Source organism: Amycolatopsis sp. NPDC049252, from assembly GCF_043197175.1.
Lineage (GTDB): Bacteria > Actinomycetota > Actinomycetes > Mycobacteriales > Pseudonocardiaceae > Amycolatopsis.
Window position 1 is genome coordinate 1 of record NZ_JBICSQ010000117.1, and the last position, 19,847, is coordinate 19,847.

Here is a 19,847-nt window from a genome sequence, read left to right on the forward strand (position 1 = left end):
GCTGCCGGTGACACCGTCGTTGACGCCCGCGGCGCGGTGCCCGGCCCGGGTGTGGGCGGTGAACGCGGCCCGTGGGGACAGGCCGGCGCCCGGCGTCCGGTGGTAGGCGGCCGCGCGGACGCTCGCCCACGGGTTCAGCGGCGTCACGGGTGCGTCGGAGCCGAAGGCGAGCATGACGCCTTCGGCGGCCAGTGCGGAGAACGGGTTGAGCCCGGCCGCGCGGTCGGCGCCGAGGCGTTCGGCGTACATGCCGTCCGTGCCGCCCCAGGCGGCGTCGAACAGCGGCTGCATCGAGGCGACGACACCCCAGCCGGCCAGGACCTTGGCCTGCTCGGCGGTGACCATCTCCAGGTGTTCCAGCCGGTGGTGGCGGGCGGTCAGGGCGCGCTGCCCGACTTCCTTCTCGGCCAGGCGGAAGCCTTCGATGACTTCGGCGGTGGCGGCGTCGCCGATGACGTGGAACCCGGCCTGCAGCCCGGCCTCGGTGCACGCGGCGAGGTGCCCGGCGATGCGGTGGGCGTCGAGGTAGAGCGTCCCGGAGCCGTCGTGGTCGGCGTACGGCGTGGTCAGCGCGGCGGTGTGGGAGCCGAGGGCGCCGTCGACGAAGAGGTCGCCGGCCAGTCCGCGCGCGCCGAGTTCGCGGGCGGTCTCGACGGCGCCCACCTCGCCCCAGTAGCCGACGACCTCGGGGTGGCCCGGTCCGGCGAGCTCCAGGAGCGCGGCGAGGTCGTCGCGACCGGAGATGTCGGGCCCGGCGCACTCGTGGACGCTGACGATGCCCTGTTTCGCAGCTTCGGCGAGGAACGCCCGCTGGGCACGTTCACGCTGCTCGGGGGTGACGGCGGCGCGCACGGCCGCGCGGACGGCGTGGTGGGCGGCGCGGGCCAGCGGGCCGTCGGGCGACCAGCCGTCGGCGCCCCGGGCGGCCGGGGCCAGCTCGACCAGCGCGGTGGAGACGAGCGCGGAGTGGACGTCGACCCGGCTCAGGTAGACCGGGGCCCCGCCGGCGGCGTCGTCGAGCTCGGCGCGGCTGGGCAGCCGTGGGTCGGTCCAGGCGGTCTCGTCCCAGCCGTGGGCGAGCAGGACCTGCCCGGGAACGACCGCCGCGCGGACGCGGCTCAGGAGGTCGGCGCGGTCGCGGGCGGCGGTGAGGTCGAGGCCGGTCAGGTGCAGGCCGGTGGCGGTGGCGTGGACGTGCGAGTCGACGAAGGCGGGGGCCACGAAGGCGCCGTCGAGGTCGACGATCTCGGCGCCGGGGTGCAGGGCTCGGGCCGGGCCGTCCTGCCCGGCCCAGACGACGGTGCCGCCGGTGATCGCGAGCGCCGTGGCGTCCGGGCCGGCGGGGGTGTAGATGCGCCCGCCGAGCAGGAGCGTGGTGTGTTCGTCCGTCACGCCGTTGAGTCTGCTCCGCCCCTCCAGCCCCTCCGCCACCTGGGGGAAGATCCGCAAGCAAGCAGGAAGATTTACAGCATGAGAACGGTATGACAGGATATTTTGACGCCTAACCGACGACTGGGAGTACAAGTGACTGCGATCCAGGAACCTGTGTCACCTGCCGCCGCGATCGACCAGCCGTACGAGTACGCCCGCGCCGAGCTGGTGGAACCCGACTGGCGCCGCTTCCCCGGCTGGCACGACGTGACCGACGCCGAGTGGCGTGACGCCCAGTGGCAGCGGGTCCACTGCATCCGCAACGCCAAGCAGCTGCGCGCCCTGATGGGCGATCTGCTGGAGGAGCGCTTCTACGACGACTTGGCCGCCGACCAGCGCGAGCTGGCGACCATGTCGATGCTGCTGCCGCCGCAGATGATCAACACGATGGCGCCGTCCGCCGGCACCGACCCGGCGAAGGTCACCGAGGCGTTCTACGCCGACCCGATCCGCCGCTACATGCTCCCGGTCAAGAGCGACCGCGACGCGACGTGGCCGAGCCACCCCCACTCGGAACGCGACTCGCTGCACGAGGCGGAGATGTGGGTCGTGGAGGGCCTGACCCACCGCTACCCGACCAAGGTGCTGGCCGAGATGATCTCGACCTGCCCGCAGTACTGCGGGCACTGCACCCGGATGGACCTCGTCGGCAACTCCACCGAGCAGATCGAGAAGCACAAGCTCTCGCTCAAGCCGGTCGACCGCCAGGACGCGATGATCGCGTACCTCAAGAAGACCCCGGGCGTGCGCGACGTGGTCGTCTCCGGCGGCGACGTCGCCAACGTGCCGTGGCCGCAGCTCGAGTCGTTCCTGATGCGTCTGATGGACATCGAGACGGTCCGCGACATCCGCCTGGCGACCAAGGCGCTGGCCGCGCTGCCGCAGCACTGGCTGCAGCCGAAGGTCGTCGAAGGCCTGGAGCGCGTCGCCGTCACCGCCCAGCGCCGCGGCGTCAACCTGGCGATCCACACCCACGTCAACCACGCCCAGTCGGTGACCCCGCTGGTGGCGGAGGCGGCCCAGACGGCGCTGAACGTCGGCGTCCGCGACGTCCGCAACCAGGGCGTCCTGATGCGCGGCGTCAACGCGACGCCGGCCCAGCTGCTGGACCTGTGCTTCGCACTGCAGGGTGAGGCGAACATCCTGCCGTACTACTTCTACATGTGCGACATGATCCCGAACGCCGAGCACTGGCGGGTGTCGGTGCACGAGGCGCAGGAGCTGCAGCACGCGATCATGGGCTACCTCCCGGGCTACGCGACCCCGCGCATCGTCTGCGACGTGCCGTACGTCGGGAAGCGGTGGGTGCACCAGCTGGCCGACTACGACCGGGAGCTCGGGATCTCGTACTGGACCAAGAACTACCGGACGGGCATCGAGCTGGACGACCCGGAAGCCTTGCAGCGGCGCTACCCCTATTACGACCCGATCCCCACCCTCCCCGAGGCCGGCCAGACCTGGTGGGCGAACCGGTCCCGCTGACGCCTGCGCGTCACCGTCTGAGTGGCTGCCGTGGGCCCGATAGGGGGCGCACGGCACCCCTCGGACGGTTCAGGCGTTTGCGCTGGTCACGATCGGCGCCGACGCGGACGGCCGCCTGCGAGCCCTCCGCCGGCGGAGCTGTCCGTCCGGTGGACGTCGCGCGGTGATCACCCGATGTGCCACTGCTGCAGCCAAGGAGCGCCGGCCGGTTGCGCCGAAGTTTTTCGACGTCCAGGCCGGCGCCCGTCGGCTACTTCTGCCACTGCCCCGGTTTCGGCAAACCTGGCAGCGCGGTCGTGTTCGTCCAGCTGGTCTGCGGGTTGGCCAGGCCGCCGCCGGGCTGCTTCCACAGCTGGAGGTTGATCGGGCGGCCGCTCTCCATCGCCGCGGCGAAGGAGTGGTGGCCGTCGCCGGCGAGCTTGAGCTGGTTGGAGCCCGGCGGGTAGTAGACCTTGACGTCCAACGGCGTGTCCATCAGGCCTTCCTGCTTCCACTTCGCGATCTTGCTGTCGATCACGCCTTGGAAGACGTGCTCCTGCATCGGGGTCACGTCGCCGTAGTTGCTGCCGCTGATCTTCTGCGGCTCCGGCTTGAACGTGTACTCCCCCTGCAGCTTGCTCGGCGCGCCCGGGGGCGGCTGGTGGAAGTCGCCCTTGCCCGGCGGCGGCTTCGGCGCCGGGTTGCCCGCGGTGCCCGGCGCGCCGCCCGCGTCCGGCTTCGGGTTCGACGGCCCGGGGGTGTCCGGGGTGTCGGGCTTCGGCTCGATCTTCGGCTTGGTGTCCCGCGGCGGCACCGGGGGCGGCGTCGGCTTGCTGCTCGACGGCGTGGTGGTGTCCGGCTTCGGTTTCGGCTTGGGTGGCACGACGGGCTTGCCGTTCGGCCCGAGCTTCGGCGGGATCTTCGGCTTCTTGTCCCTAGGCGGCACCGGCGGCGGCGTGGGCTTCCCGGAGCTGCCGCCGGTGTTCCCGGCGTCGTGCCCACCCCTAGGGGTCTGCGGCGCACCGCCACCGCCGCCACCCGCGGACTGCGAGGTGGTGGAGCAGTTCATCAGGCCGAGCGCGTCGAACTCCGCGTACGGATCGGGCACGTAGGCGTACGGGTCCGGGCCCGGTTCGAGACCCAGCGGGTCCTGGCTCAGGTAGCGCGCCGTCGCCGGGTCGTAGTAGCGGAAGACGTTGTAGTGCAGGCCCGTTTCGGCGTCGGCGTACTGGCCCGGGAAGCGCAGCGGTGTCGGCGCGGCGGTCAGCTCCCGGCCGTGCGCGGTGCGGCGGCTGGTCCACACGAGTCCGCCCCGCTCGTCGAGCAGGTCGGTCGGCGTGCCGACGGAGTCGGTGACGAACGTGCGCACCCGCGTGCCCCGGTCGTCCCGCTCGCGCTGGACGACCGGGGTCACGGTGCCGGGCAGGTGGTCCCACGTGACGAGGAGGCCGGGGCCGGCCTCCTCGATCAGGGTGGTGCCGTCCCAGGTGTGGATCGTGGTGACGCTGGTGCCGTCGGCGCCCTGGCGGGTCTTGCCGATGCGGCGGCCGAGCGGGTCGTAGTGGTAGCTCCAGACGGTGCCGTCCGGCGTGGCCGCGGCCGTGAGCCGGTCACCGGACCACGTGAACCGCAGCGCGCCCTGGCTCACCCGCCGCCCGTACCCGTCCTCGGCGACCGCGAGGTCCGCCGGCGGGAGCAGCGTGCCGGCGGGGTCGTAGCGGTACTCCTCACGCCCGTGCGCCGCGGTGACGCCGACCACCCGGCCGGCGACGTCCCGGGTCACCGCGGTGGTGCCGGTGACGTCGTCGTGCAGCGTCGCGAGTGTCCCGTTCGCCTGGTAGCCGAGCGACCGCCGCTGCACGGGGACACCCCCGGAGACGACGGTCTGCGTGACGAGCTCACCGTTGCCGCCGAAGGTCTGGCCGAGCTGGGCGGCGCCGTCGTGCCGGCCGACCACGCGGGACGCGGTGTCGTGGCGGTACACGATCGCCTGCCCGCCCGCGAGCAGGCCGATCGGCCGGTCGAGGTCGTCGAAGAACCAGGTGGACTCGACACCGCCGGGGGTGCGGCGGTGGAGGTAACCCGACTCGTCGTACTCGAACGTCACGCTCCGCCCGTCGACGGATTCCCGGACGACGCGGCCGAGGGCGTCCCACTCGAACTCCACCGTGGACTCGCCGTTCGCGGCGTGCACCAGGTGGCCGACGGGGTCGTAGCGGTAGGTGGTGGTGCGTTCCGGCGTCCGCACCTCGACGAGGTTGCCGACGACGTCGTGGCGGTAGGTGGTCACCAGACCCGCCGGGTCGGTCGAGCGGACCAGCTGGCCGGCGGCGTCGTAGGCGTAGGTGCGGGTGCGTCCGGCGAAGTCGGTCTGCGCTTGCAGGCGCCCCAGCTCGTCGTAGCGGTAGTGCCAGGTGCGGCCCTGCGGGTTGGTCACCGAGGTCAGGCGCAGCTGGGTGTCGTAGCCGTACGCCGTACGCGCGCCCGTGGGGTCGGTGAGCGCCGTGAGCACGTCGAACGGGCCGTACTCACGGCGGGTGACGCGGCCCAGCTCGTCGACGTGCTCGGTCTCGTTGCCTTCCCCGTCGTAACGCCAGAAAGCCCGCTCCTGCCGCGGCCCGACCCGGCCGGCCCGGCGGCCCTCGACGGTCCAGCTCAGCGCGACCGGCCCGACCGCCCTCGGCCGCCCGAACTGGTCGGGCTCCACACCCTCGGGAGCGGGCGGCTCCTCGCTGCCCAACGAGATCGAGGTGGCGACGCCGACCGGCGTGGTGCGCGGATCCGGGACGTCGTCCTCGTACCGGCGACGCCAGCTGCTTTCTCCACTGTGGACGGTGATCGCGGGCCCTTCGACCTGCACCACGGATCCGTCGGGGCGGTGCACCTCGGACAGGGCGCCGTCTTCGTCGTAGCCGTAGCGGGTGGTGCGGCCCAGCGGATCGGTCCGGGAGAGCAGCCGGTCGTAGCGGTCCGACTCGGACAGGGTCACGCCGCCGATCGGGTCGACCTCGCGCACGACCTGGCGCGCGTCGTTGAGGTGGAACTCGGTGACGTGCCCGAGCGAGTCGGTGTGCCGCGTGACGCGGTCCGCGTAGCTGAACGTGCCGCTGAGGAAACCGCCGTCGCCGCTGGTGCGGACGCACCGGCCCAGCTCGTCGTAGGTGTAGGCGTAGTGGACGTCGTTGCGGTCCTGCCACGCCGTGAGGCGCCCGGCCTCGTCGTACTCGAACCGCTGCGCCTGCCCGGAAGAGTTGGTCACCGCGCTCAGGTGGCCGCCCGGGGAGTAGTCGAAGCGCATCGCCGTGACGTCCGGCAGCCCGTCACCCAGGACGACGAGCTCGGTCACCCGGCCGCGCCGGGTCCGCAGGGCGACGCGGACGCCGTCCTCACGGCGCAGCAGGGACGGGGTGCCGAAGTCGTCGTAGAAGACCTCGACCCGCTGCTCGCCCTCGAAGGCGCGCAGCGGCACCACCCGGCCGGAGCCGGAGAACTCCAGCACCGCGTCGTCGGTGGTGAGGGTGAACGTGTCGCCGTCGCGGGTGAGCGGCCAGCGCGCTCCCTCCACCGGCAGCTGCTCGCCGTCGCCGCGGGGGTAGACCAGAATCGTGCCGGCCGGGGAGAAGTAGCAGACGTGCTCGTCGTCCACCTCGAGGCGCTGGTCCACAGTGGACGACCAGGACACGCCGAACCAGTGGCCCGCCCGGTAGGTCGACACGTGCGTGCGCGCCAGCACCAGCGAACCGAGCTCGAGGTCGAGCTGTTCGAGGATCACCTCGCCGCTCGCGACGTCGACGGGGTCGTCCTTGCACACGCGGTTGTCGGGATCGGGGGCGGTGTCGCGCGGGTTGTCCGGTTTGTTCGACGACGGGGTGGTGCCGTTGCCCCCGGGTGAGCCGTTCGGGCCGTCGCCGCTGCCGCCGGGAGAGCCGCCGTGGCCGCCGGGCGGGGTGTCGCCGTTGTGGCCCGCGCCGGAGGGCGAGGTGCCGTCGTTCTTGGGCGGCGGGCCGTCGTGCTTCGGCGGGGGCGGGCTGCCGTCCGCACCGGAGGTGGTGGTGCCGTCACCACCCTTGGGCTTGGGCTCCGGTGCCTTCGGCGTGCCGTCGATCTTCGGGCCCTTCGGCGGCGCGGACACCTTGCCGGGCTTGATGTTCTTCAGCGCCTTCGCGGCGTCGTCGAACAGCGAGCCGGCCCGCTTCAGCAGCGGGATGAGCGCCTTGAGGGCCTTGACGAGCCGGGTGACGAGGTCGGCGATCTTGGACGCCGTCTTGGCGACCGCCGCGACGACCTGCGGGACGACCCAGGTCAGGCCGATGCCGAGCGTGAACACGACCTGCAACGCCCAGCTGATCAGGTGTCCGACCAGCTCGGCGATGATGTCGCGGACCAGCGAACGGACCGCACCGACGACCTCACCGGCGGTTTTCACGCCGCTGGAAGCGCCTTCACAGCCCTTTTGCGCGGTTTCCAGGAGCGTCGTGGTGTCCGACGCGCGCTGCCGGTAGGCGTCGGCCGCCGGGCCGCTCCACGACTGCAGGTCGGCCTTGACCATGTCACCGAGGTCGGTGCCGACGCTCTGCAGCTCGCCCGCGATGTTCTTCCACGTCTCCGACTGGGCGGCGATCTCGTCGGCGTTGCCGGTGAGGCCGTTGAGCGCCTCCTTCAGCGGGCCGACGTGCTCGATCAGCCAGCCCACGCCGGCGGCCAGGATCGCGCCGAAGGGGTCCATGGCCATCGACAACGCGTCGAGGGCGGTGCCGACCGCGCCCATCGCGACCGAGGCCCAGTCACCGCTCTCGATCGCGGACTTCAGGTCGTTCGCCGTCTCCAGCAGGGAGATTCCCGAGTACGCCTTCGTCGAATCCTGCGTCGGCGCGATCAACGGGTTGCTCATGTGGTGGGACCATCCTCGTCGCAGAAGCCGCTCTCCGGCTCACCTTGGTCGGCCCGAGATCGTTTTCCAAGCTACCAACCCCCCGGGATGCCGCGCCGGGCTCACCGGTTCGACTGCCCGTCCGGTCACCCGCGATGCCCGCAGCGGCCACACATGCTCGTGTGACGGAACCATTCGAGGTCCGGGCGCCGGAATCCGCGCGCGGCGACCCGATCGACCTTGTTCGAGCGATGGTGGCCGGCTTCGCCCGGCAGGTGAGTGCCGAAGGGAGCGTTTGCTCGAGGAGCACCCGGTGCGCGAGCCGCTGTGGGGCAGTTCGGGCTGGGAGACGTTCCGGGAGCCGGAGAAAGCCCGCCGTCCGCTAAACCGTTTCGGCCTCCTGGGCGTGGAGGCGGCGGTGGCCCGGGAACGACCCGGGCACTGCTTACCTGTGGGAGGCAAGTATGCGGTCATTCGTGCGGAAGTCAGCCGTCGTCGCCAGTGTGGTGGCAGCCGGGATCGTCGTGGCGCCCGCCGCGCAGGCAACTGCCGCGGCCAAGCCGGTGGCGGTGTGCCCGGGCACGGAACTCCACAAGGACGGCTTGCCCAAGCCGCTGAAGAACCAGCTCGGCGAGCAGGCCGGCACGCTGCGCCTGTGGTACTCCAGCGCGAACGGTGGCACCAACTGCGCGAAGGTCACCAGCGACGGGGCGCCCGCGCGCTCGATTTCGGTCAGCATCTGGACGAGCGGGGGCACTCCGGTGACCGACTCCGGCCCGTACCACGAGTACGCGGGCGGAGTGGTGCTCACCGGCACCGCCGGCAAGTGCATCTACCTGTCCGGCAACCTCTCGCTGGGCAGCGGCTCGGTCAACCAGTTCCGCGCCTCGGCCGGCCCGGTCGCCTGCGGCTGATCCCACCGGGCTGGGCCGCCGGACGACGGCCCAGCCCGCCGAGGCGGCCAGCCGCTCCTCGCGGTCCGCGGTCGCCAACGCGTCCGGGACTACGAACGCCTACCCGCCACCCACGAAGCCGTGGTCAAGTGGGCCGTGATCACCACCATGACCCGCAAGCTCACCCGCCACGACCCCACCAACAGCCACCAAGGGCGCCACGCCTCCAGCCCATCCCGGCTGGTTTAGGAACAACCTCTCAGGCCCGTCGGCCTTCGGTGGCCGGCCGAGGCGAGGCAGCTCGGCACAACGACGAAACGGTTCCAGGCCCGGGCCGTCAGTCCAGCAGGAGCGGGGACGGCATGCGCTGCTCGGGATGCATCCGGAGCAGCCCGTGCACCACCCCGGCCAAGCCGGACATCAGGCTCGGGGAAAAGGCCTCGCGAGCCAAGCCGCCGACCGGGCCGCGCTGCTCCAGGCCGGTCAGCAACTCGCCGTCGATCTCGTCGCGGTCCGGGCCGTCCCACGACGGGTCGGCCGACCGGATCGCGTCGAGCATCTCCCACAAACCCATGTCTCCGTGGCACAGCGTGTGGCTCCAGCCGAAGCCTTCGGCGGCGCTCGCGCGGGCGGCCCGGACCGCCATCTCCAGCCACCGCGCCTCGCCGGTGCGGCTGTGCAGGTCCAGCATCGCCAGTCCGATGCCGGCACTGCCGTGACACCAGCTGGTGAAGAAATCCTCCTCACTGCCGATGCGGGCGTCGAACCAGTTGCCCTCCTCCGGCCGGTACAGCCACTCCTGATAGGCGAACGCCCGCTCCGCCAGTGCCCGCCAGGCGGCCCGTTCCGCCGCCGTGCCGGCGTCGCTGAGTGCGAGCCGCATCAGCGTCCAGCCGACGCCGGTCGCGCCGTGGGCGAAGCCGCCGATGCCCTCGGGGTTGAGCCGGGTGGGCCAGCGGGCTCCGTAGTCCTCGTGCACGGCCAGCTCCACCAGCCGGTTCCCGACCGCCGCGGCCACCGGCAGCCACTCCGGCCTGCCGGTTTCGGCGAGGTCGAGCAGCGGCACACCGGCGCCCGCGACACCGTTGAGCAGGTCCACTTCGCGGTCCTCGGCGATCATGCGGCCATCGGAGAACTGCCCGGCCCGCTCGGCCGCCCGATCCGGCAGCCAGTCCCAGCCCAGCACGCGGTGCAGCGCGAGCCAGGTCCACACCTGCGACGCCGCACCGCTGAACGCCCCGGCCGACGGCGTCTCCGTCAGCTCCTCCACACTCATCAGCACCCTCAGCGCCCCGTCGAAGCACTCCTGCACCCCGGCGACCTCGTCGGCGCGCCCGGCGCGCACCTCGGCCAGATATTCGGCCAGCGTGAGCACCACCCCGCCCTGGCCGGTGTAGAGGTCGGCCGGCAGGACCCGGATCGACCAGCCCGCCGGGGTGAACACCGGACTGACCCACGTGACCGTGCCGTCCGCGCCGCGGACCCCGCCGTCGCACAGCTGCCGGACCAGCCGCGCCGCCAACGCCCGCCGGCGGCGCTCCCGGTTCCGGCAGTGCGGCTCGTGCGCCGGGTACTGGCGGCGCGACGGCAAGGTGCGCTCGTTGAGATAGGCGCCGACGAGCGCGTCCTGGATGATCGACTCCTCGAACGGCAGGTCCGCCCCGCGCCAGTCGGCCACCGACGCCGCGATCGCCGCGTCGTCGACCGTGAAGCTGAACAACGGGACGTCCCCGGCCAGCAGGTCGGCGATCTCCGCGTCGATGGTCGGCCGGTCCTGGGGCGCGCCGTAAAGGACCTTCGCGTTGCGGAGCAGGATGTCCCGTCCACGTTCGAGCGCGGCCGCTTCGTCGTGCAGGGACGCCGGGTGCCACAGCATCCGTCCGATGTCTACGTAGGCCTGCGTCGGACGCAGGAGCCGGCGGGCTTCGACGCCGTCGAAGTGCCGGAGCAGGTGGTGCACGTCGCCGGCGGGACCCGTGTCGAGGCGATGCAGGTGTGCGGTCATCTCCTGGAACCCTTCGAGCACGCGGTCCCAGTAGGCGTGCAACACCGGCTTCGGGCTGGGGTGGTTGCCCGCGGCCGGCACGTCGACGAGGTCGACCTGGAGGCGCGCGCTGCCCGTGCCCGCGTCGGCGATCACCGGCGCCGGGATGCGGGGCTGCTGCCCGGGCAGCGCGCCGATCCCGGAAATGTCCACCCCGCCGAGCGCGTATCCCGTCCCGCGCACCGGGAGCAGGCCGGTGCGCAGGACCGTCCGGCGGATCGCCGCGGTCGCGACGTCCACGGCGTCGCCCTGCCCGCTGGCCGGGAACTCCGCCGGTGCGTCGAACAACGTCTCGGCGTCCACGACGACCGGCACCGGACCCGCCGCGATCATGTTCTCCGCGTGCATGTCGGTGCCACCGCACAACCGCAGGATCGCCAGCCAGTGCCCGATGTTGCGGTAGAACACGCCCAGCTCCCGCTCGTCGGCGCAGTAGCGCGGCTCGACGTAGTCGGCCCACCCGTAGCCGTCGCGCAGCAGCACCCGCGGCACCCGGATCCGCTCGGCGGGCGCCGGCACGCCGGGAAATCGTTCGTAGACGTCCCGGATCAGCGCCGCGAGCGCCACGTCGATCGCCGAGTTCCGCGGCTTGTACATGATGGTCCCGGCGCCGACGTCGACCCGGCTGACCGTCAGGCCGCCCCGGTGCGTGTCCCCCCGCCCGAACACGACCGCCTTCAGCGGCCCGCGCAGCGCCTCGTCGAAGGCCGGGCGGTCCGCGGCCAGCCGGGCGGCGAAGCCGGCGACGGCGGCCACGGACGCCCGCGCCACCCGCTCGACTCGCCGCGGCAGCACCGGGTAGCGCCCTGCGATGCTCGTCAGGTAGCCCTCGCGCGTCGCCTCTTCGAGGTAGTCCGCCCAGATTTCGCCGTCTCCGGCCGCGCCGGCGGCCAGCCGCCGCGCGTGCAGCTCGATGAGGAACACGCGGGACAGCTTCGCGTGCAAGGACTGCACCAACGCGTCGCTCCCGGCCGCCAGGACCAGGGCGCGTTCGTCCGGAGCCAGGCCGGGAATGGCGTCGAGCTCGCCCGCCAATGTGCTCCGCCACGGCCGGGTGAGCCGTTCCACGGGACCGCCGAACGGGAGGGTTTCGTTGTCCACTGAATCGAGCATGCCGCCTCCGCCTGATCCGATCCGAGTGCGCCCGCGCACTCCCCGCGGGGGAATGGCGGGCGCGTTCCGATAATCGAACTCGTCAGCAGCACCAGCTGCCGTGGGAGCCGGTCGGGCTGGAACAGAATGCGTACAGCATGTCGGTCGGGTCGACCAGCGCGGCCTCGGCGGCGTTCCCGCCGACGTACAGCGGGCCGGCCGGGTTCGCCAGGCCGTGCACCGATTCCGAACCCGACAACCAGCCTTCCAGAACGGCTGTGGAATCCACGGTTTGCATGGTAAACCTCCAGTTGGACGAAGTATCTGAACACTTCGAGCTCAGTGTATGCATTTACCGGCAGCGCCTCTTCGGCCGTTCGGACGCAATTTTGACAGCGCGCATTCTTTCGTCAAGATCGATTTATGTCCGGTTTCCGAAAATTGGCTCGACAAACGTCGGCACTCATTCTTGAGTCGCCGTTCCTTCGTGGGCAACGCCGCCACCCATCGTGGGACGAGCCACTTCCCGCTGGTGAACGGTCCCACGCGCCGTCGACAATCCGTCGACAATCGGTCGACTGTCCGACAGCGCCACCGTAGCGGCGATCTTGAACGACCTTCACCGTGCCTGCTCGTCCTCCGTGAACCCGAACCGAAGTCGGTTTGTCCCACTTCCGGGTCCCCGGGCCACGGAACTCGCCCCGGGATTGGGCCGAACGGCTCCTATCCAAGCCGCGGACCGGTCCTCCTGAACAGGGTGGGGACGAACGACCGGGCGGACGAACCGGCTCACGGGAACGAACGACCGGAGTTCCGCGTGCTCGGCCCGTTCGAGGTGCTGGTGCACGGGCAGCCGCTCGATCTGGGCGGTCCCCGGATCCGCACCCTGCTCGCGCTGCTCATCGCGAACGCCGGCCGTGTCACCGGGGTGGACACCGTGGCGGGTGCGTTGTGGGACTGCGACGCCACGCCCGGCACCCCCCGGACCGTGCGGACCTACATGTCACGCGCGCGCCGCTCGCTGGCGCCGGTCGCCGCCGTCCTCGGCGGGGCCGACCTGATCGAGACCCGCGCGGCCGGCTACGCCCTGCGGCTGGAACCCGCGCTGCTCGACGCCCGCGAGTTCGAACGGCTGGTGACCGCCGGGCGCAGCGCCCTGGCGGCGGACCCGGTGACGGCGTCGGACCGGCTGGCACGCGCGCTGGCGCTGTGGCGCGGTGACGCCTACGAGGACTTCGCCGGCACCGCCGCGCTGCTGGCCGAAACCCGGCGGCTGCAGGCGTTGCGGCTCGGCGCCCTGGAAGACCGCATCGACGCCGACCTCGCCACCGGCGCCGGCGAAGCCCTGATCGGCGAACTGACGGCGCTGTGCGACCGGCACCCCGGCCACGAGCGGCTGTGGGGCCAGCTGATGACCGCCTTCTACCGCGCGGGCCGCCAGGCGGACGCGCTGGACACGTTCACGCGGGCCCGGACGGTGCTCGTCGACCGGTTTGGGCTGGACCCCTCGCCCCGGCTGGCCGGCATTCACCGCCGGATCCTCGACAACGATCCGCAGTTGTTCGCGGCCGCCCCGGCGCGGCCGGTCGCCGTCCGGCCGGCCGCCGCCGCGGTCCGCAACGACCTCCCCGGCGACATCGCCGACTTCGCCGGCCGTGAACCCGAGCTCTCCCGGCTGCTGTCGGTCCGCGACGGCGTCGCGCACACCGCGCCGACCGCCGTCGTGATCGAGGCGATCGACGGGATGGCCGGCATCGGCAAGACCACGCTGGCGATCCACGCCGCGCACCGGCTCGCCGGGCACTACCGCGACGCCCAGCTGTTCATCGATCTGCACGGGCACACCTGCGGCCAGGCACCGACCACCCCGGCGGCGGCGCTGGACACCCTGCTGCGCGCCCTCGGGGTGGCCGCGGACCGGATCCCCACGAACCGGACGCCCGCGCGGCGCTCTGGCGCGCGGAACTCGCCGGCCGCTCGATCCTCGTCGTGCTGGACAACGCCGCGGACGCCGCGCAGGTCCGGCCGCTGCTGCCGGGCAGCCCGGGCACGCTGCTGCTGATCACCAGCCGGCGGCGCCTGATCGGCTTGGAGGCGGTGCACACCGTCTCCCTGGACGTGCTGCCGGAGGCCACCTCGGTCGCGTTGTTCAGCGGCATCGTCGGCGACGACCGGCCCGCCGCCGAAGCCGGCGCCGTCCGCGACGTCGTCGCGCTGTGCGGGCACCTGCCGCTGGCCATCCGGATCGCCGCGGCGCGGCTGCGCACCCGGCCCGTGTGGACCGTGGCCCACCTGGCCGACCGGCTGCGCCAGGCGGGCCGGCCGCTGGCCGAGCTCTCCGCGGGCGACCGCAGCGTCGCCGCGGCGTTCGCGTTGTCTTACGGGCACCTGGACGCGGCCCGGCAGCGCATGTTCCGGCTGCTCGGCCTGAACCCGGGTCCGGACATCGACGTCCCCGCCGCCGCGGCACTGGCCGCCGTGCCCGCGGCGGAAACCGAGCGGCTGCTGGAAAGCCTCGTCGACGACCACCTGCTGCAGCAGCCGGCGACCGGCCGGTTCCGCTTCCACGACCTGGTCCGCCAGCACGCTCAGGCCACCGTGCTGGCCGGCGAGCCGGAACCCGACCGGACCGCGGCGCTGCGCCGGCTGGTCGGCTTCCACCTGCACACCGGTCACCGCGGCAGCCGCCTGCTCGACCAGCAGCACCCGCCGATCGACGTCGGCGAGCCACCGCCGGGCTGCGTTCCGGCCCCGCTCCCCGACGACACGGCCGCGATGACCTGGTTCGACGGCAACCACCAGTGCGTGCTCGCGGCACGACAGGCCGCCGAGGACGCCGGCTGGGACACCTGGGTGTGGCAGCTGGCCTGGACGCTCGACAACTTCCACTACCGCCGCGGTCACCTCCAGGCCAACATCGAGTCCTGGCTGGCCGGCCTGGCCGCCGCCGAACGCCTCGGGGACAGGGCCGTGCAGGCCCGCGCGCACCGCCGCCTCGGCCTCGTCTACGGCCCGTTCGGGATGCCGGCCGAAGCGTTGCACCACCTGAACCGCTCGCTGGCGCTGGCCGGGGAAATCGGCGACACGCTGGGCCAGGCGGGCGTCCACTTCGTGCTGGCACTGCACTGGACGAACGAGAAGGACGACGAGCGAGCGCTGGAGCACGCCACCAGTGCGCAGAAGCTGTACGGCGCCCTCGAAGACGGCAAGTGGGAAGCGCGCGCGTTCGCTTTGATCGGTGCGTGCCTGAGCCGGCTGGGGCGGCACGAAGAGGCACGCGGCCAGGCCGAATCGGGGCTCGCGCTGTGCCGCGAGAGCAGCGACGTCTACGGGCAGGCCGATGCGCTGGACAGCCTCGCCGCGATCGCCGGCGAGACCGGCCTCCACGGCGAGGCCCTGGAGCGGTCGAGGCGCGCCCTTTCCCTGTGGCGTCACCTGGACAACACCTACCGCCAGGCCGGCACGCTCGCCGCACTGGGCGACACTCACCACGCGCTGGGCCACCCGGACCAGGCACGCGAGGCGTGGCACCAGGCCATCGTCCTGTACCGGGCGGGAAACCTGCACTCGGCCGCGGACGAAATCGAGAACCGCGCGGCGAACCGGAGCCGGACCGCCGAGGTGTGAGCGCCGGCGGCCCGCGCGGGCCGCGGCGTGCTCGTCCGGTGCGCGAGACCGCAGCGCCGCGTCAGCGCTCTTGCAGGGTGGCGCGGCATGCTTTGGTTGCCGGCGACAGCCGAGGCCGGCGGCATCGGGGGAAGACCATGCGGATTTCGGTACTCGGGTCCCTGGAGATCGCCGGGCCGGGCGGGGTCGTCGACGTCACGGCGCCGAGACAGCGCAGCGTGCTGGCCGCGCTGCTGGCCGACGCCAACCGCGTCGTGACGATCGACCACCTCGTCGACGTCGTCTGGGGGGACGCACCGCCGTCCACGGCGCGCAGCCAGGTGCACATCTGCGTCTCGAGCGTCCGGAAACGGCTCGCCCGGGGTGGCGTGCACAGCCTGGTCGTGACCCGGCAGCCCGGCTACCTGGCCTCGGTCGACGGTGACCAGCTGGACCTGCACCGGTTCGACCGGTTCGTGGCCAGTGGGCGACGGCTCATGGCGGCCGGGCACCTCGACGGGGCGGCGCAGCACTTCGCGGACGCCCTGCTGCTGTGGCGCGGCCGGCCGTTCGTCGGTGTCGACAGCAGCCGGATCCAGTCCTTCGCCGCGCAGATCGGCGAGCGCCGGCTCTGCGTCGTCGAGGACTACTTCGACCTGCAAATCCGGCTCGGCCGATCCGGCACCGTCATCAGCGACCTGATGGCGCACATCGAGGAGTACCCGTTCCGGGAACGCCTGCGCGCCCAGCTCATCGTCGCGCTGTGCCGCACCGGCCGGCGTGGCGAGGCGCTGGGCGAGTACCGGGAGGCGCGGACGCAGTTCGCCGACGAACTCGGCCTGGACCCGGGTGACGAGCTGCGCCGGCTGGAACGCGACATCCTGGCCGGCAGCCCCGTGTGAGCCGCCTCAGGGCCGTCGGGTGCGTTCGAGGATCTCGGCCAGCCGGGCCAGCACCGGAGCGTCGTAGACGGTGCGGAGCGTCATCGGCACGTCGAGGACCTGTTTGACGCGGCTGACCACGCGCGTCGCCAGCAGGGAATGGCCGCCGAGGTCGAAGAAGTCGTCGCTCCGGCCCACCCGGTCGAGTTCGAACAGCTCCTGCCAGACTTCGGCGAGGCAGCGTTCGACCTCGGTGCGCGGCGGGACGTAGCCGGCCGACGCGCCGTCGGGCTTGGGCAGCCGGCCTCGGTCCACCTTTCCGTTGGGGCTCAACGGCAATCGGTCGAGGACCACGATCGCGGCGGGCACCATCGCGTCGAGCAGACGGGTCCGCAGCCGGGCCCGGAGGCCGGCCGCATCGATGACCGCCCCGTCCTCCGGCACCGCGTAACCGACGAGCCGTGCCGTGCCCGCGGCAGCGTCGCCGTGCACCTTCACCGCGGCGTCCCGGACCCCGGGCTGATCCCGCAACGCGGCCTCCACCTCGCCGAGTTCGACGCGGAAGCCCCGGATCTTCACCTGATCGTCGGTGCGGCCGACGAACTCCAGAGTGCCTCCGGGCGCCCGCCGGACGATGTCACCGGTGCGGAAGAGCCGGGCTCCCGGCGCGGCGCCGGACGGGTCGGGGACGAACCGCTCCGCGGTGAGCCGCGGGCCGGCCAGGTAGCCGCGCGCCACGCCCGGACCCCCGACGTGCAGTTCGCCGTGCGCCCCGTCCGGCACGGCCGAACAGCCGCCGGCCAGCAGGTGCACGGTCCGGTCGCCCACCGGACGGCCGATCGGGATGGACGTCCGGGTGAGGTCGTCCCGCCCGACCGGGTGGACGCACGTGTACACGGTGCACTCCGACGGGCCGTAGCCGTTCACGATCACGGTGTCCGGCAGGGCGTCCAGCGCCGCAGCCACGTGGCGACGCGACATCGTCTCGCCACCGGTGAGCAGAACCCGCACCCCTGACAGCACGCTGACGTCGCCGTCGACGACCGCGTTGAACGCGCCGGACGGCAGGAGCAGGATCGTCACCCCCGCGTCACGCGCGAACGCGGCCACCCGGAGCGGGTCGGGATCGGTGACCGGGCAGATCACGACGCGTCCCCCGGTCAGCAGCGACGGGTACAGGTCCAGCACGTGGCCGTCCCACGACAGCGAAGAGTGGAACAACGCCACCTGCCCCGGTCCCCAGCCGCCGTAGTCCGTCCCCCGGAAGAAGCCCGGCAGGCTCCGGTGCGGGACCCCGGTGGCGTTCGGCCGGCCGGTCGAACCGGACGTGTAAGGCACGTACACCAGGCTTTCGGGGCTCACCGGCAGCCGCGGGTCGGTGCCGGCACAGGCCGCGATCAGCGCGGCGTCCCGTCGCAGGGACAGCTCGCGGACGCCCGGGTCCGGCCAGTCGAGCGGCGGAGCGGTGATCACCAGCCGGGGGGCGCACTCGGCGAGCATCTGCCGCCGGCGCTGCGCCGGCAGCGCCGGCTCGAGCGGGAGGTACGCCGCGCCCGTCTTCAGCACGGCCAGCATCGCCACGACCAGGTCCACCGAACGCACCAGGTGCACACCGACGATGTCGTGCTGCCGCACGCCGGCGGCGATCAGGTGGTGGGCCAGCTGGTTGGCTCGGCGGTTGAGCTCCTGGTAGGTGACGTGCTCGGCACCTTCGGTCAGCGCCACCGCGCCGGGCGTGCGACGCACCTGGTCCTCGAACAGCTCGTGCACGACATCCGTGTCCGACAGCACCTCGTTCGCTCCCTTCGATCCATTGTCCGGCCTGCGGTGCGGGACTACCGCATGGCGGCGGCGATGACCCGCAACGCGTGTTCGATGCCCCGGTCGTCGACACCCCGGTGGGTGACCGCCCGGAGCTGTCCTCGCCCCAGCTCGGCCAGCCGGACGCCGTCGCGCCCGGCGGCGCCGATCAGTTCCCCGTGCGACGGCCGTCCGTTCGCCACCCGGAACATCACGATGTTGGTGCGCACCTGCTGCGGGGCCACGCTGAGGCCGGCGATCCCGGCGAGCCCGTCCGCCAGCCGCCGGGCCCGCGCGTGGTCCTCGGCCAGCCGGTCCACCATGGTGTCCAGCGCCACGATGCCCGCCGCCGCGATCACGCCCGCCTGCCGCATGCCGCCGCCGAGCATCTTGCGCACCCGGCGGACCCTCGTGACGAACTCCGCCGAACCGGTCACGATCGACCCGATCGGCGCGGAAAGTCCCTTGGACAGGCAGAACTGCACCGAATCGGCCTCGCGGGCCACCTCCGCGGCGGGCAGGCCCAGCGCCACCGACGCGTTGAAGATCCGGGCGCCGTCCAGGTGCACCGCGAGCCGGTTGCGGACCGCGAACGCCACCGCGTCCGCCATGTCCGCCGGCGCCAGCGGAACCCCGCCCGCCAGGTTGGCGGTGTTCTCCAGGCACAGCGCGGACGGCAGCGAGAACTGCGGGTCGTCCGGGTCTTCCGGCAGTGCCCGTTCCAGCTGGGCGATGTTCAGCCTGCCGCGGGCGTCGGTGTCGATCGGGTCCATGGCGACCCCGCTGCACACCGACACGCCGTGGGCCTCGTACACGTAGACGTCCGAGTCCCGGCCGACGAAAACCCGGCTGCCGCGCGGGGCGTGCGCGGTCAGCGCCGCGAGGTTGGCCATCGTGCCGCTGGGCATCAGGCACGCAGCCTGTTTGCCCATGGCGCCGGCCGCCTTCTCCTCCAGCAGGCGGACAGTCGGGTCTTCGCCGTAGACGTCGTCACCGACGGGGGCGTGGCTCATCGCGGCACGCATCTCGGCCGTCGGCAAGGTGAAGGTGTCACTGCGCAATTCGACGACGGGCACGGCCGGCTCCCTCCTCGTCGCGGGGCGGCGGGGTGTAGGTGATCACGATGTCGGCGAGCCCACGTTCGGCCGCCGCCACCGCGTCCCCCGCCGTCGGGCCGGCGCCGATGACGTGGCCCCGGCGGTCCCGGAACGAGTGCTCGACGACGATCCGCGTGCCCGGTGCCACGCTGCACCCGGCTTCGACGACGCCGGGCCGGGCGGCCGCGTCGGCCACACCGCGCACGGCCGCCACCACGCCGTCCCGCCCGGGCACGACGAACCGGACGGCGGCGAACCCGGTGCGCCGGGCAACCGTGCCGACCGGCAGCCGGGCCGCGTGCGCGACGGTCTCGGCGACGAGGTCCCGCCCGGTCGCGTGGGCCACCAGCCTCGGGATGAGACCACCGGCGAGCCGCGGGTTGATCTCGATCACCACCGGCGGTTCCTCCGGGGGCAGGCGGAGTTCGACATGGGCGGGCCCGGTGGTCAGGCCGACGGCCCGCACCGCCCGCACGGCGGTTGCGGTCAACTCCTCGGTCACCTCGGCGGGTACGTCGGCCGGGTGGTCGTGGCCGACCTCCACGAAGTACGGCGGGCTGCCGAGGTGTTTGCGGGTGAGACCGACGGCCTCCCCGCCCATGATCTCCACGGAGTACTCCGGGCCGTCGACCCGCCGCTCCACGAGAACGCCGCGGGCGCGGTCCAGCAGGC

Annotated in this window: 12 protein-coding genes; 5 read left to right on the forward strand and 7 right to left on the reverse strand. The window is 72.8% G+C overall.

Annotated features, from left to right (window positions below; genetic code table 11):
- Positions 1–1,392, reverse strand: a 1,392-nt coding sequence (locus ACGFMK_RS45535; RefSeq protein ID WP_392777143.1) for an amidohydrolase, incomplete at its 3' end; no start/stop codon positions are given.
- 132 nt (positions 1,393–1,524) lie between these two features.
- On the opposite strand from ACGFMK_RS45535, the gene ACGFMK_RS45540 reads away from it, so the two are divergent.
- The gene (locus ACGFMK_RS45540; RefSeq protein WP_392777146.1) at positions 1,525–2,913 is read left to right on the forward strand and encodes a KamA family radical SAM protein; all 1,389 of its coding nucleotides are present in this window, start codon (positions 1,525–1,527) and stop codon (positions 2,911–2,913) included.
- 250 nt (positions 2,914–3,163) lie between these two features.
- Here ACGFMK_RS45540 and ACGFMK_RS45545 read toward each other — a convergent pair whose 3' ends face one another.
- Complete coding sequence (locus ACGFMK_RS45545; RefSeq protein WP_392777149.1) at positions 3,164–7,783, reverse strand: RHS repeat-associated core domain-containing protein; 4,620 nt, start codon at positions 7,781–7,783, stop codon at positions 3,164–3,166.
- Positions 7,784–8,238: 455 nt separating this feature from the next.
- On the opposite strand from ACGFMK_RS45545, the gene ACGFMK_RS45550 reads away from it, so the two are divergent.
- Positions 8,239–8,676 (forward strand): hypothetical protein, encoded by a 438-nt coding sequence (locus tag ACGFMK_RS45550; protein WP_392777152.1) that lies wholly within the window; start codon positions 8,239–8,241, stop codon positions 8,674–8,676.
- Between the two features lie 316 nt (positions 8,677–8,992).
- Here the strand turns inward: ACGFMK_RS45550 and ACGFMK_RS45555 are convergent, their stop codons facing one another.
- The gene (locus ACGFMK_RS45555; protein WP_392777155.1) at positions 8,993–11,812 is read right to left on the reverse strand and encodes a type 2 lanthipeptide synthetase LanM family protein; all 2,820 of its coding nucleotides are present in this window, start codon (positions 11,810–11,812) and stop codon (positions 8,993–8,995) included.
- 82 nt (positions 11,813–11,894) lie between these two features.
- Positions 11,895–12,080 carry a DUF6229 family protein gene (locus ACGFMK_RS45560; protein ID WP_013226578.1) on the reverse strand — a complete coding sequence of 62 codons (186 nt, stop codon included), beginning with the start codon at positions 12,078–12,080 and terminating at the stop codon, positions 11,895–11,897.
- Positions 12,081–12,548: 468 nt separating this feature from the next.
- Here ACGFMK_RS45560 and ACGFMK_RS45565 point away from each other — a divergent pair, with 468 nt between their 5' ends.
- The 3 genes from ACGFMK_RS45565 to ACGFMK_RS45575 all read left to right on the forward strand — a co-directional run bounded on the left by ACGFMK_RS45565 (position 12,549) and on the right by ACGFMK_RS45575 (position 16,299).
- The gene (locus tag ACGFMK_RS45565; RefSeq protein WP_392777158.1) at positions 12,549–13,853 is read left to right on the forward strand and encodes a BTAD domain-containing putative transcriptional regulator; all 1,305 of its coding nucleotides are present in this window, start codon (positions 12,549–12,551) and stop codon (positions 13,851–13,853) included.
- On the forward strand, positions 13,781–15,418 hold the full coding sequence (locus ACGFMK_RS45570) for a hypothetical protein (protein WP_392777161.1): 1,638 nt from the start codon (positions 13,781–13,783) through the stop codon (positions 15,416–15,418). Before ACGFMK_RS45565 ends, ACGFMK_RS45570 begins: the two co-directional genes overlap by 73 nt.
- Before the next feature lie 137 nt (positions 15,419–15,555).
- Positions 15,556–16,299 (forward strand): BTAD domain-containing putative transcriptional regulator, encoded by a 744-nt coding sequence (locus ACGFMK_RS45575; RefSeq protein ID WP_392777163.1) that lies wholly within the window; start codon positions 15,556–15,558, stop codon positions 16,297–16,299.
- A gap of 6 nt (positions 16,300–16,305) precedes the next feature.
- On the opposite strand, the gene ACGFMK_RS45580 is transcribed toward ACGFMK_RS45575, so the two are convergent.
- From ACGFMK_RS45580 to ACGFMK_RS45590, 3 genes are all read right to left on the reverse strand, one after another.
- Positions 16,306–18,069 carry an amino acid adenylation domain-containing protein gene (locus ACGFMK_RS45580; RefSeq protein WP_392777166.1) on the reverse strand — a complete coding sequence of 588 codons (1,764 nt, stop codon included), beginning with the start codon at positions 18,067–18,069 and terminating at the stop codon, positions 16,306–16,308.
- Between the two features lie 44 nt (positions 18,070–18,113).
- Positions 18,114–19,154, reverse strand: coding sequence for a GntG family PLP-dependent aldolase (locus ACGFMK_RS45585; RefSeq protein ID WP_392777169.1), 1,041 nt, complete (start codon positions 19,152–19,154; stop codon positions 18,114–18,116).
- A partial coding sequence (locus ACGFMK_RS45590) for an ATP-grasp domain-containing protein (protein WP_392777172.1) occupies positions 19,129–19,847 on the reverse strand: 719 nt, incomplete at its 5' end. The genes ACGFMK_RS45590 and ACGFMK_RS45585, both read right to left, overlap by 26 nt.

Excerpts from the sequence above, each read along its gene's own strand:
- ACGFMK_RS45545 (WP_392777149.1), bottom strand. The coding sequence starts at position 7,783 with ATGAGCAACCCGTTGATCGCGCCGACGCAGGATTCGACGAAGGCGTAC.
- ACGFMK_RS45555 (WP_392777155.1), bottom strand. The coding sequence starts at position 11,812 with ATGCTCGATTCAGTGGACAACGAAACCCTCCCGTTCGGCGGTCCCGTG.
- ACGFMK_RS45575 (WP_392777163.1), top strand. The coding sequence starts at position 15,556 with ATGCGGATTTCGGTACTCGGGTCCCTGGAGATCGCCGGGCCGGGCGGG.